Genomic DNA, 17,870 nt, shown 5'->3' with positions numbered 1-17,870 from the left:
TGACGAGATGTTACTGCTTAGGCAGCGAATGTCAAATGGAATAATTAGGTTGCTTGGTAGTTGGTCGAAGGCTGGAGTGAAATGAAAACCAAAATGTGGGAGGGTGCTTGCCCCCGATAACAGTATGTCAGTCAACTTGTTTGTAGCTGACCCACCGCTATCGGGGGCAAGCCCCCGCCCACATTTTTACCGGATACCGGTCAGAAATCGCGCTTGTAGAAGATATCCAGAGAGCTGGCGACACCCGTCGCCACTTCCAGGTACACCTTCTTGCTCAGCAAATAGCGCAAGGCAATGGTATTGGCCGGCTCGAACACCCCTACCCCATAACGCAGGCTGAGCTTCTCGTTGATCTTGCCGCTGGCCACCACCGCCGTACTGTTGCCAGTGCCTTGGGTGTCCAGATCAAAGTCCTGAATCCCCAGCTTGTTGGCAATATCCGAGGTCACCCCCGCGCTGCCCATCAAACCCAGGCCCAGGGCGGCTTCGGCGAGCATGTTGTTGTCTTCGCCAGTGTTGGTGCGCGAACGGCCCAGCACCAGGTATGACAACGCATCTTCCTGGGCCATGGTCGGCTCGGAGAAGATCTGCGTGGTGGGCTGTTCGGCGCTGCCGCTCAGGCGTACACCGGCGGTCACGGTGCGGGACGGTTCGACCACCACGCGCACGGCTTCGATGTCGAGGAAGGGTTGGTCCAGCGGCCCGGCAAACAGCAGGCGTGCACGGCGCACGTTGAGGCGCTGGCCGTAGGCGCGGTAGCGGCCGTCGTTGAGCCACAGCTCGCCGCGGGTGTCCATGTTGTCGCCGATGTGCACATGGCCCTGGACCTTGGCGGTGAGGCCGAAGCCGGCGAAGTTGAGCTGGTCTTCGCCTACCTCCACGTCGATATCCATGGCCATGGCCATCGGCGGTTTGCCCTCTTCGGTCTGGCTGCCGATGATCACGGTGTCGTCGGAGACCTTGACCGTCGAAGGCGGCAGTTCGCGTACGGTGATATCGCCACGGGGGATGTGGACTTTGCCGGCAATCGCCAGTTTGTCGTCCTTGAGGCTGATCTTCAGGTCGGGGGCCACTTCCAGCTTGGCGTAGGGCTCCACGGTGACCGGCAGTTGCGAGCCTTTGAGGCTGAGGTCAACCACCAGGGCACGGCCCCAGTCGATCTGCCCCTTGAGGCTGCCCTGCCCGGCTTTGCCGCTGTGCCAGCCGCCGTTGAGCTGCACGCTTTCGCCGGCGATTTGCGCCTGCAGGTTCAGGCCCTCGAGGCTGATGGGCAGTTCCGGCCCGGAGACTTCGCCGTCCACAAGGTTCAGGTTGCCGTTGACCAGGGGCGCGAGCAAGCCGCCGGAGATACGGCCATTGCCGTTGAGTTTGCCGTTGAGCGTTTCCACCATCGGCACAAAGGGCCGCGCGACGGCGAGGTCCAGGCCGGTGAGGCTGAACGTGCCAGTGATCGGCTTGTTGTTCGGCAACGGGTTGATCTGCGCCTGCAACAACAGCTCGCCGAGCTTGCCGCCACGGAAATTCAGCTGGGTGTCGATGCGCTTGGGGTTGAGAGTGGTTTCCAGTTTCAGGGTGTCGTAGGGGAAATCCAGCCACTGGCCCTTGTCGCGCACGCGCAGGGTGCCGCCACTGGCGTCCACCGCGACCACACCTTTTGGGCCGCTCTGGGGCAGGTCCAGTTGCACATCGGCGTTGAGCCTGCCCTGCCAGGCGAAGTCTTTGGGCAAGAACCCCGAGAGGCTGTCGAGGGGGAATTGCTTGAGGTGGTAACGCAACTTCGGCTCGGACATCAGGCGCTGGTCTTCGCCACACAGGCTGGCGCCGCCGGAGACCCAGCAGTGCGCGCCAAAGGTCAGCTTGCCATCGGCCAGGCGTTCGATCTTCGCCGGGGCTTGCAGCCGCCAGTCCTGGCCACCGGCTTGCACGTCGCCGCTGGCCAGGCGCCCGCGCCAGTTGTCTTTGTCGAGGTTGCCATCCAATGCCAGGGCCAGCTTGACCAGCGGGCCAGTCAGGGCCAGTTGGACCTTCTGGCTCTTGATATCGCCCTGGGCGCTGGCGGTGAGGTTGCCAACTTGCGTCTCGCCGCTTTGAATGCCGCTGGCCTTGAGGTCGAGCTTGGCGCGTTGGGCGCTATCGAGGTTGGCGTCCAGGTTGAGGCTTTGCAGGCGGTTGTCGGCAAAGGCCAGTTGCTGGCCCTTGAGGTCGAGCTTGCCTTGAGGGGCTTTCAAGGTGCCGGCCACCTCGACACGCCCGTTGACTTGCCCGCGCAGTTGCGGCCAGAGCTGGGCCAGGCGCGCCAGCTTGATGTCGATCTGCCCGGCCAGACGCTGTTGCAGGCTGCCGCTGCCGTTGATGCGGTTGTCGCCCAGGCGGATGTCCAGGTTGGCGAGGGTCCATTGTTCGCCGGCGCCTTCGGCCTTGGCGGCGAGCACGGCGGTTTGCCCGCGCAGGCGGCCCTTGAGGTCCAGGTCTGCGTTGAGCTTGAGCTGTTCGTTCTTGAACTCGCCTTTGCTGCGCAGCGGCCCGGCCAGGGTGCCGGGCAGCTCTGCGACCCAGTAGGCGGGGTTCAGCGCCGACAGATCCAGGGCGGTGTCCCAGGCAATGCCGTCGGCAAATTGCAGGTTCAGGTGGCCTTCGGCCTTGCCTTGGCCGGCACTCAGTTTCAGCTCAGGCAGGAAGACCTGCTTGAGGTCGCCACTGAAGGGGGTGACCACATTGAACTTGCCCGCCGGGCCGTCGAGGTCAGCCTTGAGATTGCCCAGGTAGTTGCCGTCTTTATAGGAGATTTCACCGTTGAAGGTGCGCAAGGCCACTTGCGGTTCGTCGATGACCGGATAGAGGCGGTGCCAGGGAAAATCCAGCCAGTCGATCTTGGCGTCCGCGCTGAAGCCTTGCTGCCAGTCCAGGTTGGCACTGAGCTTGAGGCTTTGCTTGTCACTCGCCGTCAGGTCCAGGCCGGCAATCTGCGCGCCCTTGGCGTCAACCTTTCCCTTGAGCAGTAAATCCACCGGGCCTTTTTCGGCCGGGAGCACGGCTTTGCCCAGCAATTGGTAGCCATTGCTCAGGTCACCTTTGGCGCTCAGGTCCAGTTGGTTGAGTTGCAGGGTATCGGGCAGGTCTGCACTGGGTTTGAACGACTCGGAGGTGATGTGCACCTGCGCCGGCAGGTTTTCCACCAGGGGTTGCAGCTCGCCAGTGAGCTTGGCGGGCAGGTAGCCGCTGCTGTCGGCGTCGAGCTTGAGGGTCTTGAGCAGGTCGCCATCGATCTTGAGCGCAACGCTCCAGGGAACACCGCCTGGGGCGTAGGGCAGGCTGAGGTTGCCGGTGGCGTTCAGCGGCCAGTCGCCGGTGGGTTGCAGCAGGCCGGCGAGGTCCAGCACCAGGTCGTCGCGTTGTAAATGTACCGAGTCGATCTGCATACCGGCGCCAGTCCAATGCGCCGCCAGTTGCAGGCCCTTGAGTTCTTCGCTGCCGTTGAACAGCAGGCGACCGATGCGCACATCGCCCAACTGGATCGCAACCGGCAGCTTGAGCTCAGGCAATTGGATCGGACCGCTGCTGCTTTCGTCGGTACTGGGCGCAAATTCCAGGCTGACCTGTTCCACATCCAATTGGTCGATGCAAAGGGTCATGCGAAGCAGGCAGCCGGGCGACCAGTCAAACTTTGGCGCATTCAACTCGACGCGGCTGCCATCCTGCTGCCACAGCAGATGGTCGGCGCTCCACTGCCCGCCCAGGCGCCCCTGGAAATTTTCCACGCTCAAACCTGGCACCTGGCCCAAGGCCCAGCGACTGCCCGCCTGGGTGCCAAGCACTGACCACAGCGCCAACAACAGCAAGACGAGGATGGCAACCAACGCCAGCCCCGCTATTTTCAAACCACGCATCACAGCTCAGGCCCCATGGAAAAGTGCAAGCGAACGCCGCCCGGATCTTCGAGGGCATGGGCCAGGTCGAGGCGAATCGGCCCCACCGGGGAGACCCAGCGCACGCCGACGCCCACGCCGGTTTTCAGGCTCGGCAGGTCGAGGTTGTTGAACGAGTTGCCTTGGTCGATAAAAGTCGCGATACGCCATTTGTCGGTGATGGAGTATTGATACTCGGCACTCAGGGCCACCATGTAGCGACCACCGATGCGATCGCCGCGATCGTTCTCTGGCGACAGGGTCTGGTACTCGTAACCGCGCACGCTCTGGTCACCACCGGCAAAGAAGCGCAACGACGGCGGCACGGATTTGTAGCCGTTGGTGGCACTGCCGCCAAATTGTGCACGCCCCAGAAAGCGGTGGTTGTCCCACAAGGTGGTCAGGCCTTTGACGGTGGCCGTGCCGTAAAGCAGGTTGGTGTCAGACCCCAGCCCCTCTTTGGCGACCTTGGTGTCGAACATCAGGCGGTAGCCATGGTGCGGGTCGATGCGGTTGTCACTGCGCAGGTAGGAATAGCTCACGCCAGGCATCAGCAGGTTACTCAGGCCCGAGTCATTGCCCAGGCGGTATTCCTCGCGTTGGTACTTGAGGGAGATCACACGCGTCCAGCCACTGGGCAACTTGCTGTGCCATTCGGGGCCGATGGTGAGCAACTTGCTCAAGGTGTCGGTGTTGGCGATCTCTTCATTCTGGTAGCCGCCGGCAAAGCGCAGTTTGTCGGTGAGCGGCGGGTCGAGCGGGATGTCGTACCACAGCCCGACGTTCTGCCGCGGCGCCGACAGTTCGGCTTCCCAGCCATAACTGTGGCCCTGGGGGTTGACCCAATGGCGCGTCCAGTTGGCTTTGCCCCGTGGGCCGACGTCGGTGGAGTAACCCAGGCCCAGGCCCATGGTGCGCGGCTTGCGGGTGTCCAGTTGCACCGCCACCGGGATCACGTCATCGGTGGCGGCGGTGGGGCTGGCGTCGACGCGCACGCCTTCAAAGAAGCCGCTGGCTTGCAGGTTCTGATTGAGTTCGGCGACCAGTTCGGAGTCATAGGGCGTGCCGGGTTTGAACGGCACCATGCGCTGCAACAGCTCTTCATCAAAGGGCGTGTCGCCCGTAAAGCTGACCTTGCCCATGCTGTAGCGCGGGCCGCTGTCGTAAATGAGTTCGATGTCGGCCACGCCCGCTTGAGGGTCTACGGCAAGTTTCTGGCTGGTGAAGCGCCCGCTGAAAAAACCGTAGCGCGAGGCCTGGTTCTGGATCAGGCGCTTGGCGTCTTCGTAATGGCCGTGGTTGAGCACGGCGCCGGATTTGAGGTCGTCGCTGGCGGGCACGCGAAAGGCCTTGAGGCTCGCGGCCTGGCCATCGACCCTTAGGGTGACGTCGCGCAAATGCACCGGTTCGCCGGGGTCGATGGTGAGGGTCAGACGCGGGTTCTTGCCGCCCTTCACCTCGCTGGCAATCTGTGGCTGATAGTAGCCCAAGGCCTGCGCGGCTTTGCGCGCCTGCTCCTCGGCGCCACGGCTGAACCGCATCAAGGCTTCTTCATCACGATCGCCCACACCGCCGATATAGCCTTCGATGTTGGCTTTCAGCGCGTCGTTTGAGGGTTTGATCCGCACGTCCAGTTCGCTTTGCGCCAATGCGCCGCAGCTTGTGAACAGCAGAATCAAGCCGCTGGTAAATCTTCCTGGAAACTTCATAGGCGCGGATGCTACACGAGCGAGGGAGGAACTTTGAACCAAGATTAGTCTGAATAATTCTGTTCTAAGCCGTTGCAGGATGTAACGCCTGGGGATTGGGATGGTAAAACACATGCTCGCGCACCGGCCCTACGGCGACTTCGCCGATTTCCTCATAGCCCTGGCGCTTGTAGAAATCCAGGTAACGGGAGTTGCCGGTGTCGAGCACCACGCCGGATGAATGCGGGTCGTCGGCACACCAATTGTGTACCGCTTCCAGCAACTGCTCACCATGGTGCTTGCCCTGAAACTGCGGGTGAATGCCCAGCAGCGGCAACACATGCACAGACTCGTGGGGCAGGCACGCCATGACGGCATGATGGTATTCAAGATAACGCCGCGTACCCCGCACGCCTGTGCTCAGCCACATGCGGATCTGCCAGGCCCAGCTTTCGGTGATGCCCAGGCGCCGTTGCGGCGGTGCAATCAGGGCGATGCCGATCAGCCGGTCGTTGACGAACAGGCCAATGGCCGGAAGTTTCTGGAAGAAATGCTGCTTGACCAGTTCGCGCACGGTGGCACGTACTCGCTGCTCATAGCCCGGCCGCTCGGCTTCGAAGATGTAGGCGAAGGTCGGCTCATGGCGATACGCCTGATAAAGCAGGGATCGCGCTTCCCGGGAGTAGCCGCTATTGAGCAGGCGGATTTCGGCAGTGGCCGTCGAAGTGTCTGGCATAACAATCAATCTCCCTGGGCGCCACTCAAACATGGCGTTCTTATGGGTACGAACCTGCACAGCTCCAGTCGTTCCCACCTTAGCAGCGCATTCACCCTACCGCCACGCTGGCCCCCGTCCGACTTGTCGGCTAGCATCGCCCTTTTGCCAGACTGGACTGCCGACCATGAAAATCGTCTCCTTCAATATCAACGGGCTGCGTGCTCGCCCTCATCAGTTGGCGGCGCTGATTGAAAAGCATCAACCGGACGTGATCGGTTTGCAGGAAACCAAGGTCCACGATGATCAGTTCCCGTTGGCTGAAGTGCAGGCCCTGGGTTATCACGTGTACTACCACGGGCAGAAAGGCCATTACGGCGTGGCGCTGCTCTCGCGCCAGCCGGCCTTGAGCATGCACAAAGGTTTTGCCAGCGATGAAGAAGATGCCCAACGCCGGTTTATCTGGGGCACCTTCGCCGATGAAAACGGCCACCCAGTGACCATCATGAACGGCTACTTCCCCCAGGGCGAAAGCCGCGACCACCCAACCAAGTTCCCGGCCAAACAGCGCTTCTATGCAGACTTGCAGCACTTGCTGGAAACCCAGTTCAGCAATGACCAGGCACTGGTGGTGATGGGCGACGTGAACATTTCCCCAGAGGACTGCGACATCGGCATTGGCGCCGACAACGCCAAGCGCTGGCTGAAAACCGGCAAGTGCAGCTTCCTGCCGGAAGAACGCGAGTGGATGGCACGCTTGAAGAACTGGGGCCTGGTCGACAGCTTCCGCCACCTCAACCCGGACGTGACCGACCGTTTCAGTTGGTTCGATTACCGCAGCCGTGGCTTTGAGGACGAGCCCAAGCGCGGGCTGCGCATCGACGTGATCTTGGCGTCCACCGGGTTGGTGCCACGGGTCAAGGACGCCGGGGTGGATTATGATTTGCGTGGGCTGGAGAAACCGTCGGACCATGCGCCGATCTGGTTGGAACTGAGCTGATTGTAGGAGCGAGCTTGCTCGCGAAGAACTTGAGGGCGCCGCGTTTATTCAGGAAGCCCGCGTTATCGTTGACGTTTTTCGCGAGCAAGCTCGCTCCTACAGGAGATCAGGGGTGCCAGCCCCGTGTCGGTCATATGGCTGCAATCCAACTGACTTAATCTTGCGGCACTCCCTTTGGCCTAAGAAGGTGCCGGCATGATGCTGCGCGTTCTGTTCCTGTGTTTTGCAATCGCACTCCCCGCCGTGGCGGCCCCTCTGTCCATTCCCGACCAAGGCCCGGCCCTGCGCATCCAGGGCTCCAACACCATCGGCGCGGCACTCGGCCCGGCGCTGGTCAAAGGCTTGATGGAGTATCAGGGCTTGCAGGATGTGCGTGCTGAACCGGGTGCCGGGGTGAATGAGCAGCGCGTGGTCGGCAAGACACGCCAAGGCCAGACGGTCACCATCGAGGTGGCGGCCCACGGTTCCAGCACCGGCTTTGCGGCGCTGAAAAACAACCGCGCCGACCTCGCCGCAGCGTCCCGCCCGATCAAAGACAGCGAGCTGGTGGACCTCGATCCCCTGGGGGACTTGAAAAGCCCAGGCGCCGAGCATGTGATCGCCATCGATGGCCTGGCAATCATCGTCAACCCGCGTAACTCACTCAGTACCCTGAACACCGAACAATTGGCGCAGATCTTCAACGGCGAGGTCAGCACCTGGGAGGCGCTGGGAGGTACAGGCGGGCCCATTCATTTATATGCCCGGGATGATCAATCCGGCACCTTCGACACCTTCCGCGAACTGGTGCTGAGCCGCCGCGGCCAACCGCTTGCACCCTCGGCCAAGCGCTTTGAATCCAGCGAACAGCTGTCCGATGCGGTGAGCCAGGACCCCCAGGGCATCGGTTTTATCGGCCTGCCCTCTGTGCGCCAGGCCAAGGCGGTGGCGATTGTCGACGGCGACTCGCAACCGATGTTGCCGCTGACCAGCCTGATCGCCACCGAGGATTACCCGCTGTCACGTCGGCTGTTCTTCTACTTGCCGCCCTCTTCCCGCAACCCATGGGCCAAGGCGTTGGTGGAGTTTTCCCAAGGCAGCAAGGGCCAGGCGATTGTGGCTGCCAATGGCTTCATCGCCCAGCAGGTGCAAGCGATCGGTGTCGCGCCGCGCCCGCCGATGCCCGACGATTACCAGGCCATCGCCCGAGACGCTCAGCGCCTGACGGTGAATTTTCGCTTCGACGAGGGCAGCGCCAGCCTCGACAATAAAGCGCGCCAGGATGTGCAGCGGGTGGTCGCCTATATCAGAAGCCACGGCAAGCTGAATAAACAGGTGACGCTGGTGGGGTTTGGCGATACCAAGAATGATCCGCAACGTGCGGCGCTGCTATCGAAGTTGCGGGCGATGGCAGTGCGCCGAGAGCTGGTCAAGAGCGGCGTGGTGCTCAAGGATATTCGTGGGTTTGGCGCGCAGATGCCGGTGGCAGCCAATACGGCGGATGAGGGGCGGATCAAGAATCGGCGGGTGGAGGTTTGGGTGTACTGAAGATCGTTCCCACGCTCCGCGTGGAAATGCCGCTCTGGACGCTCCGCGTCCGCTCTTGAAAGGGTGACGCAGAGCGTCACGGGAGGCGTTCCCACGCAGAGCGTGGGAACGATCATCAGTGTTACTGCCCGCCGCGCATCAATTCCCGCGGCACATATTTGCCAATCTCGAACTTGCCAATCGCCGCACGGTGCACTTCGTCCGGGCCGTCGGCCAGGCGCAGGGTGCGTTGCATGGCGTACATATAGGCCAGCGGAAAATCATTGGACACCCCGGCGCCGCCGTGCATCTGGATCGCGCGGTCGATGACCTTCAAGGCCACATTCGGCGCCACCACCTTGATCTGGGCGATTTCGCTTTTCGCCACTTTGTTACCCACGGTGTCCATCATGTACGCCGCTTTCAAGGTCAACAGGCGCGCCATGTCAATTTCCATGCGTGAGTCGGCGATCTTATCGATATTGCCGCCCAACCGCGCCAAAGGCTTGCCGAAGGCAGTGCGGCTGACCGAGCGTTTGCACATCAACTCCAATGCGCGTTCGGCCATGCCGACCGAACGCATGCAGTGGTGAATGCGGCCAGGGCCAAGGCGGCCCTGGGCGATCTCGAAGCCACGGCCTTCGCCCAGCAACACGTTTTCATAGGGCACACGCACATTGTCGAACAGCACTTCGGCATGGCCGTGGGGCGCATCGTCGTAACCGAATACCGGCAGCGGCCGCAGGATTTTCACACCTGGGGTATCGACCGGCACCAGGATCATCGAGTGCTGCTGGTGACGCGGTGCATCGGGGTTGCTCAGGCCCATGAAGATCAGGATCTTGCAGCGCGGGTCGCAGGCGCCGGAGGTCCACCACTTCTTGCCGTTGATCACCCACTCGTCGCCCTGGCGTTCGGCGCGGGCGGCCATGTTGGTGGCGTCCGAGGAAGCCACATCCGGTTCTGTCATGGCAAAGGCGGAACGAATCTCGCCGCGCAGCAAGGGTTCGAGCCAGCGCTGTTTCTGTTCTTCGTTGGCGTAGCGCACCAGCACTTCCATATTGCCGGTGTCGGGAGCGGAGCAGTTGAATGGCTCCGGGCCGAGCAACGAGCGGCCCATGATTTCCGCCAAGGGTGCGTATTCAAGGTTGGTCAGGCCAGCGCCCAGTTCGGATTCCGGCAGGAACAGGTTCCACAAGCCCTCGGCCTTCGCCTTGGCCTTGAGCTCTTCCATGATTGCCGTGGGCTGCCAGCGATCACCTTCGCTGACTTGGCGTTCGAATACCGGTTCGGCTGGGTAGACATAAGCGTCCATGAACGCAGTGACGCGTTCACGCAGTTCCTGAACCTTGGGCGAATAGGCGAAATCCATGAGCAGCTCCCTTCTCTGAGAGGTTGTTTAGGTCATGCATTCGATGCTAGAACAGCGCTCATAATTTACCTAGCCTATTCTCGCCGTGTATTAACATTCATCACCGATATATGATCGGCGTATGAGCACCTCACAATAAGAGCGCAACGAAATGAATCTGAGCAAGGTCGATCTCAACCTCTTCATCGTCTTTGATGCGATCTACACCGAAGCCAACCTGACCCGCGCCGGGCAGATCGTCGGTATCACCCAGCCGGCGGTGTCCAACGCCCTGGCACGGTTGCGCGAGACCTTCAACGACCCGCTGTTCGTGCGCACCGCCCAAGGCATGGTGCCCACGCCCATGGCGCAGAATATTATCGGCCCGGTGCGCAATGCGCTGTCGTTGTTGCGCGTGTCGGTGCAGGAAAACCGCATCTTCAACCCGCAGCAGGCGGCCAAGACCTACCGCATCAGCATGACCGACCTGACCGAGGCCGTGATCCTGCCGCTGCTGTTCCAGCGCCTGCGTCGCCTGGCGCCGACCGTGGTGATCGAGAGTTTCCTGTCCAAACGCCGCGAAACCACCAAGGAACTGGCCGCCGGGCGCCTGGATTTTGCCGTGGATGCGCCGCTCAATACCGACCCGCAGGTGCGTCACGTCAAGCTGATGGAAGACCGCTACGTGTGTGCCATGCGCAAGGGCCACACGATGGCGGGCAAGGATAAATTCACGCTGGATGATTACCTGTCGCTGACCCATATCCATATTTCCAGCCGCCGCAACGGTTTGGGCTATGTGGACCTGGCCTTGGGCAAGATGGGCATTCAGCGCAAGATCGCCCTGCGTTCCCAGCATTACCTGATGGCCTCCCAGGTGCTGCAACAGACCGACATGGTGATGACCGTGCCCGAGCGTTTCGCTCGCCGTCATGAACTGCACTGGTTCCATTTGCCGGTCAACAACGTGCCGCCGGTGGAAACCCATTTGTACTGGCACGAAAGCACCGACCAGGACCCGGCGAACCGCTGGATGCGTGAACAGATGATCGAGTTGTGCCAGCAGGTGACGGCCCAGGAAAAGAAAGCCCAGCAGCCTTGACGTTTACGTCAACCTGCAATTAGCTTAGCGCCAAGACTTCCTTGAGCACCGCCATGAGCACCACCTACAGCATCTCCGACCTCGCCCGCGAGCTCGACATCACCACCCGCGCCATTCGTTTCTATGAAGAACAAGGCCTGCTGGCCCCCGAACGTCGGGGCCAGGAGCGCATTTACTCGGCGCGGGACAAGGTCAGCCTCAAGCTGATCCTGCGTGGCAAGCGCATCGGCTTCTCCTTGGCCGAATGCCGCGAACTGATCGAACTCTACGACCCCACCGGCGGCAACCAGATCCAACTCAACAGCATGCTGGCCAAGATCGCCGAACGCCGTGAACAGCTGGAACAACAACTGCTGGATATCGAACAGATGAAGCTGGAACTGGACACCGCTGAAGAGCGTTGCACCCAGGCCCTGGCGCAGACCATCAGCCAAGCCGGCCATTGACCAGAAGGTAACTGCCATGTCCCTCCCCTCCCACGTACGCCTGGTTGAAGTCGGCCCGCGCGACGGTTTGCAGAACGAAGCCCAGCCCATCAGCGTGGCGGATAAAGTCCGATTGGTAGACGCGTTGAGCGCCGCTGGCTTGAGCTATATCGAAGTCGGTAGTTTTGTCTCGCCCAAATGGGTGCCGCAAATGGCAGGTTCAGCCGAGGTATTTGCGCAGATCCAGCGCAAGCCCGGCGTGACCTATGGCGCACTGGCACCGAACCTGCGCGGGTTCGAGGATGCGCTGGCGGCCGGGGTCAAGGAAGTCGCGGTGTTTGCGGCGGCGTCCGAGGCGTTCTCGCAGCGCAATATCAATTGTTCCATCAGCGAAAGCCTGGAGCGCTTCGCACCGATCATGGCCGCCGCCAAGCAGCACGGCGTCAGCGTGCGCGGTTATGTGTCCTGTGTGCTGGGTTGCCCCTATGAAGGCGAGATCGCCCCGGAGCAAGTGGCGGCCGTCGCCCGCGAGCTGTATGCCATGGGCTGCTATGAAGTGTCCCTGGGCGACACCATCGGTACCGGCACGGCGGGCGCTACCCGGCGCCTGTTCGAAGTGGTCGGCGCCCAAGTGCCACGGGACAAGCTGGCCGGGCATTTCCATGACACCTACGGGCAGGCCATCGCTAACATCTACGCCAGCCTGCTGGAAGGCATCACGGTGTTCGACAGCTCAATCGCAGGCCTGGGCGGCTGCCCTTACGCCAAAGGCGCCAGCGGTAACGTCGCCACCGAGGACGTGCTGTACCTGCTCAACGGCCTGGGCATCGACACGGGCATCGACCTGGAACGCTTGATTGGCGCCGGCCAGCAGATCAGCCAGGTGCTGGGACGGCCTACGGGTTCCCGCGTGGCGAAGGTGCGTAACGCAGGTGAGTAGCACAGCTGTGAGAATGTGTTACCGCTTCCCGGCATAACGGGTAACGCGGGAACAAAATCCGCCGTGCAAACTGAAAGAAAATACTGACAAAAAACCAACTCGTTGATTTTAAAGGCTTTTAAAAAGTTGGCACGCCTTCTGCTATCTCTATGGCATAACAAGAATAAAAAGCGCCAAACCTAATAAAAATAAGACGAAACGACTCTGACATAACAAAAACAACACGGCAGAGACGCAGCTAACAGATTTTTTTGGAGAAGATGTGCTTCCCAGGGTACGGCATGCCGCAACCCGCAACCGGATAGAGAAAAATAAAACTACCTCAGGTAGCTACCCACTGGTTGGATCGTTTACGAAGAAGCAGGTCAGCGTTCAAAAAAATACGTTTGCTCTTGACCCCGGATGGGGGTCGCCAAAAAAAGCGGTACGGGCCACGGCTACCAAAAACAACAACAGGCCGCCCCTCAATAATAAGAAAAGAGCACGCAACGACAAATTAAAGGGGACCTTCGGGTCCCCTTTGTGCTTTCTGGGTTTCACTATTTGGGTGGCACAGCAGGTTCGCGGGGTATCAGGTAGATGTGGGCCGGCAGTCAGGCCGCCATCGCAGGCAAGCCAGCTCCCACAGGGGTTTGACGTTGTCAGCGCGCTTGCAGCTCCTGGATGGAAATCTCGCGCATCCGAAATTTCTGAATCTTGCCCGTCACCGTCATCGGAAACTCATCCACGATCTTGAAATACCTGGGCGTCTTGAAATGGGCGATGCGGTCCTTGCACCAGCTCAACAACTCCAACTCATTGGCCACCTGACCGGGATGGAACTTGATCCAGGCAACAATCTCTTCGCCATAACGCTCATCCGGGATGCCAACGATCTGCACGTCCGCCACCGCCGGGTGAGTAAAGAAAAACTCTTCCAGCTCCCGCGGGTAAACGTTCTCCCCCCCACGAATGATCATGTCCTTGTTACGCCCGGCAATGCACACGTAACCCTCCTCATCCATGGTCGCCAGGTCACCGGTGTGCATCCAGCCGGCATCGTCGATGGCCTCACGGGTGCCTTCAGGGTTGTTCCAGTAACCCAGCATCACGCTGTAGCCCCGGGTGCACAGTTCACCGATCACGCCACGGGCCACGGTGTTACCGGCCTCGTCGACAATCTTGGTTTCCAGTTGCGGTTGGGTGCGGCCCACCGTGGTGACACGCCGTTCGATATCGTCATCTGCGCCGGTCTGCAGCGACACCGGGCTGGTTTCAGTCATGCCATAGGCAATCTGCACCTCTGCCATGTGCAGCTCATGAATGACCCGACGCATCACCTCGATCGGGCATGTCGCCCCGGCCATGATCCCGGTGCGCAGGCTGGACACCTCGAACTCGGCCCGGCGTGGGTGATCGAGCAGCGCAATAAACATGGTCGGCACGCCATATAAGCCGGTGGCTTGTTCTTCGGCGACGGCGCTCAGCGTCAGCAACGGGTCGAAGCCGTCATTGGGGTAGATCATGGTGGTGCCGTGAGTGATACAACCGAGGTTGCCCATGACCATGCCGAAGCAGTGGTACAGCGGCACTGGGATCACCAGGCGGTCCCCTGCCGTCAGGCCCAGGCTTTCACCGACCATGTAACCGTTATTGAGGATGTTGTGGTGACTGAGGGTGGCGCCCTTGGGGAAGCCGGTGGTGCCGGAGGTGTACTGGATATTCACGGGTTGATCGAAATGCAGGCTGGCCTGGCGGCTGTGCAGGTGCTCGGGCGGCACGCCTGCGCCAAGGGCCGCCAACTGCGACCAGGGCATGAATTCAGGCGGCGGGCTGGGGTCCAGGCTGAGAAGGCCGCGCAGCTCGGGCTTCAGCGCCTGGAGCATGGCGTGGTAATCGGAGCTTTTGAACGAGCCGGCGCACACCAGCCATTGACAGCCGGATTGTTTGAGCACGTAGTCCAATTCGCTGCTGCGATAGGCCGGGTTGATATTGACCAGGATCACCCCGAGCTTGGCGCTTGCCACTTGGCAGATCAGCCACTCGGCACAGTTAGGCGCCCAGATACCCAGGCGGTCACCGGTTTGCATACCCAGGGCGAGGAACGCGCGGGCGTGCAGCTCAACCGTCTCGGCCAGCTGCCGCCAGGTGTAGCGCCGCTGCTGGTGGCGCACCACCAAGGCTTCGCCATCTGGATACTGCGCAACGGTGTGATCGAATGCCTGGCCAATGGTCATGGCCAGCAAGGTCTTGTCCTGGGAGCCACGGCTGTAGCTCGGGTGCAGTTGATCCATAACGACCCCTGTTATCTTTTTTGTAGGTTGACGTATACGTAAACTACGATTGACAGCGCCGTAACGCAAGCTTACGTTAACGTAAAGGTGAGCGCCCTCCTCCCGCGCCCCGCCCACACAACAACAAAGCTCACATTAAGGTGCCTGTCCATGAGTTACCCGTCCCTGAACTTCGCCCTCGGCGAGACCATCGACATGCTGCGCGACCAGGTGCAGTCCTTCGTGGCCAAGGAGATCGCACCGCGCGCGGCCCAGATCGACATCGACAACCTGTTCCCCGCCGACCTGTGGCGCAAGTTCGGCGACATGGGCCTGCTGGGCATCACCGTGCCCGAGGAATACGGCGGTGCCGGCCTGGGTTACCTGGCCCATGTGGTGAGCATGGAAGAAATCAGCCGTGGCTCGGCCTCGGTGGCGTTGTCCTACGGGGCGCACTCCAACCTGTGCGTCAACCAGATCAACCGCAACGGCAACCACGCACAAAAACTCAAGTACCTGCCCAAGCTGATCAGCGGCGAGCACATCGGCGCCCTGGCCATGAGCGAGCCGAATGCCGGTTCCGACGTGGTGTCGATGAAACTGCGCGCCGACAAGCGCGGCGACCATTACGTACTCAATGGCAGCAAGACCTGGATCACCAACGGCCCGGACGCCCATACCTATGTGATCTACGCCAAGACCGACCTGGAAAAAGGCCCCCACGGCATCACCGCCTTCATCGTCGAGCGCGACTGGAAAGGCTTCAGCCGCAGCAATAAATTCGACAAGCTGGGCATGCGCGGCTCCAACACCTGCGAGCTGTTTTTCGACGACGTCGAGGTACCCGAAGAAAACATCCTCGGCGTGCTCAATGGCGGCGTGAAAGTGTTGATGAGCGGCCTGGACTACGAGCGCGTGGTGCTCTCCGGAGGGCCTACCGGGATCATGCAGGCATGCATGGACTTGATCGTGCCCTACATCCACGACCGCAAGCAGTTCGGCCAGAGCATCGGCGAATTCCAGTTGATCCAGGGCAAGGTCGCCGACATGTACACCCAACTCAACGCCAGCCGCGCCTACCTCTACGCGGTGGCCCAGGCGTGCGAGCGTGGCGAGACCACGCGCAAGGACGCCGCGGGCGTGATCCTCTACAGCGCCGAGCGCGCCACGCAAATGGCCCTGGATGCGATCCAGATTCTGGGCGGCAATGGCTATATCAACGAATTCCCCGCCGGGCGCCTGTTGCGTGACGCCAAGCTCTACGAAATTGGTGCGGGCACCAGTGAGATTCGGCGGATGTTGATCGGTCGCGAACTGTTCAACGAAACCCGCTGAAGGAGCACGCTCATGGCCACCCTGCACACCCAGCTCAACCCGCGCTCTGCGGAATTTTCCGCCAACCGCGCGGCGATGCTTGAACAGGTCGACGCCCTGCACAGCCTGCTCGCCCATGTCCATCAAGGTGGCGGCGCCAAGGCCCAGGAACGCCACACCTCACGCGGCAAACTGTTACCCCGCGAGCGTATCAACCGTCTGCTCGACCCGGGCTCACCGTTTCTCGAGCTGAGCCAACTGGCCGCCCACCAGGTGTATGGCGAAGACGTCCCGGCTGCCGGGGTGATTGCCGGCATCGGCCGGGTGGAAGGTGTCGAATGCATGATCGTGGCCAACGATGCCACGGTCAAAGGCGGCTCCTATTACCCGCTGACCGTCAAAAAGCACCTGCGCGCCCAGACCATCGCCGAGCAGAACCGCCTGCCGTGCATCTACCTGGTGGACTCCGGCGGCGCCAACCTGCCGCGCCAGGACGAGGTGTTCCCCGACCGCGAGCACTTCGGGCGGATCTTCTTCAACCAGGCCAACATGAGCGCCCAGGGCATTCCCCAGATTGCCGTGGTGATGGGCTCGTGCACCGCCGGCGGCGCCTACGTGCCGGCCATGGCCGACGAAGCGATCATGGTGCGCCAGCAAGCCACCATCTTCCTCGCCGGCCCGCCGCTGGTGAAGGCCGCCACCGGTGAAGTGGTGAGCGCCGAAGACCTGGGCGGTGCCGATGTGCACTGCAAGGTCTCGGGCGTAGCCGACCACTATGCCGACAGCGATGAACACGCCCTGGCACTGGCACGGCGCAGCGTGGCCAACCTCAATTGGCGCAAGCAGGGTGAGCTGCTGCAACGCCCGCCGGTGGCGCCGCTGTACAGCAGCGAAGAGTTGTACGGCGTGATCCCGGCGGATGCCAAGCAACCCTTTGATGTGCGCGAAGTCATCGCACGGCTGGTGGACGGCTCGGTGTTCGATGAGTTCAAGGCCCTGTTCGGCACGACCCTGGTGTGCGGCTTTGCGCACTTGCATGGCTACCCGATAGCGATCCTGGCCAACAACGGCATCCTCTTCGCCGAAGCCGCGCAAAAAGGCGCGCACTTTATCGAACTGGCCTGCCAGCGCGGGATTCCGCTGCTGTTCCTGCAAAACATCACCGGCTTTATGGTCGGCCAGAAGTACGAAGCCGGCGGCATTGCCAAGCACGGCGCCAAGCTGGTCACCGCCGTGGCGTGCGCCAAGGTGCCGAAATTCACCGTGATCATCGGCGGCAGCTTTGGTGCGGGTAACTATGGGATGTGTGGCCGCGCCTATGACCCGCGCTTTTTGTGGATGTGGCCCAACGCACGCATTGGCGTGATGGGGGCCGAACAGGCCGCCGGGGTGTTGGTGCAGGTCAAGCGCGAACAGGCTGAGCGCGCCGGCAACGGTTTCAGTGCCGAGGAGGAAGACGCGATCAAGCAGCCGATCCTCGACCAGTATGAAACCCAGGGCCACCCCTACTACTCCAGCGCGCGCTTGTGGGATGACGGCGTGATCGACCCGCTGCAGACCCGTGACGTGCTGGCCCTGGCCTTGTCCGCCGCACTGAACGCCCCCATCGAGCCGAGCCGCTTCGGCGTGTTCCGCATGTAGCCTGTAGGAGCGAGCTTGCTCGCGAAGAACC

The 17,870-nt window shown here is 61.5% G+C and carries 12 protein-coding genes; 7 read left to right on the top strand and 5 right to left on the bottom strand.

Translation table 11 applies throughout. The features are described 5' to 3' along the window. Positions 1-200: 200 nt before the first annotated feature. The 3 genes from BT199_RS03630 to BT199_RS03620 form a co-directional block, all read right to left on the bottom strand. Positions 201-3,887, bottom strand: coding sequence for a translocation/assembly module TamB domain-containing protein (locus BT199_RS03630; protein WP_083535063.1), 3,687 nt, complete (start codon positions 3,885-3,887; stop codon positions 201-203). Beyond that, the gene (locus BT199_RS03625; RefSeq protein WP_032904934.1) at positions 3,887-5,614 is read right to left on the bottom strand and encodes an autotransporter assembly complex protein TamA; all 1,728 of its coding nucleotides are present in this window, start codon (positions 5,612-5,614) and stop codon (positions 3,887-3,889) included. Before BT199_RS03625 ends, BT199_RS03630 begins: the two co-directional genes overlap by 1 nt. A gap of 64 nt (positions 5,615-5,678) precedes the next feature. Further along, complete coding sequence (locus BT199_RS03620; RefSeq protein WP_020302341.1) at positions 5,679-6,329, bottom strand: GNAT family N-acetyltransferase; 651 nt, start codon at positions 6,327-6,329, stop codon at positions 5,679-5,681. A gap of 166 nt (positions 6,330-6,495) precedes the next feature. Here BT199_RS03620 and xthA point away from each other — a divergent pair, with 166 nt between their 5' ends. Beyond that, a complete protein-coding gene (gene xthA, locus BT199_RS03615; protein WP_038450559.1) occupies positions 6,496-7,308 on the top strand; it encodes an exodeoxyribonuclease III in 813 nt (270 codons plus the stop codon). A gap of 195 nt (positions 7,309-7,503) precedes the next feature. After that, entirely contained in the window at positions 7,504-8,835 is a 1,332-nt protein-coding gene (locus BT199_RS03610) for a substrate-binding domain-containing protein (protein ID WP_072433902.1), read from the top strand. A 121-nt stretch (positions 8,836-8,956) separates the two neighbouring features. Here the strand turns inward: BT199_RS03610 and BT199_RS03605 are convergent, their stop codons facing one another. Then, positions 8,957-10,186, bottom strand: coding sequence for an acyl-CoA dehydrogenase (locus BT199_RS03605; RefSeq protein WP_034127914.1), 1,230 nt, complete (start codon positions 10,184-10,186; stop codon positions 8,957-8,959). A gap of 151 nt (positions 10,187-10,337) precedes the next feature. Here BT199_RS03605 and BT199_RS03600 point away from each other — a divergent pair, with 151 nt between their 5' ends. The 3 genes from BT199_RS03600 to BT199_RS03590 are packed head-to-tail and all read left to right on the top strand — an operon-like array spanning position 10,338 to position 12,632. Then, positions 10,338-11,267 (top strand): LysR family transcriptional regulator, encoded by a 930-nt coding sequence (locus tag BT199_RS03600; protein ID WP_072433901.1) that lies wholly within the window; start codon positions 10,338-10,340, stop codon positions 11,265-11,267. Positions 11,268-11,320: 53 nt separating this feature from the next. After that, a complete protein-coding gene (locus tag BT199_RS03595; protein WP_003192195.1) occupies positions 11,321-11,713 on the top strand; it encodes a MerR family transcriptional regulator in 393 nt (130 codons plus the stop codon). A gap of 16 nt (positions 11,714-11,729) precedes the next feature. Further along, entirely contained in the window at positions 11,730-12,632 is a 903-nt protein-coding gene (locus tag BT199_RS03590) for a hydroxymethylglutaryl-CoA lyase (protein ID WP_014718953.1), read from the top strand. 641 nt (positions 12,633-13,273) lie between these two features. On the opposite strand, the gene BT199_RS03585 is transcribed toward BT199_RS03590, so the two are convergent. Next, entirely contained in the window at positions 13,274-14,905 is a 1,632-nt protein-coding gene (locus tag BT199_RS03585; RefSeq protein ID WP_072433899.1) for an AMP-binding protein, read from the bottom strand. 150 nt (positions 14,906-15,055) lie between these two features. Between BT199_RS03585 and BT199_RS03580 the strand changes: the two genes are divergently transcribed. Further along, complete coding sequence (locus BT199_RS03580) at positions 15,056-16,219, top strand: isovaleryl-CoA dehydrogenase (protein ID WP_019819448.1); 1,164 nt, start codon at positions 15,056-15,058, stop codon at positions 16,217-16,219. A 12-nt stretch (positions 16,220-16,231) separates the two neighbouring features. Further along, positions 16,232-17,839, top strand: a complete 1,608-nt coding sequence (locus BT199_RS03575) for a carboxyl transferase domain-containing protein (protein ID WP_019819450.1) — start codon at positions 16,232-16,234, stop codon at positions 17,837-17,839. Positions 17,840-17,870 lie beyond the last annotated feature (31 nt).

The sequence above is a fragment of the Pseudomonas sp. NFR02 genome (genome assembly GCF_900119375.1).
Lineage (GTDB): Bacteria > Pseudomonadota > Gammaproteobacteria > Pseudomonadales > Pseudomonadaceae > Aquipseudomonas > Aquipseudomonas paracarnis.
This window is presented reverse-complemented; position numbering and strand designations above follow the sequence as displayed.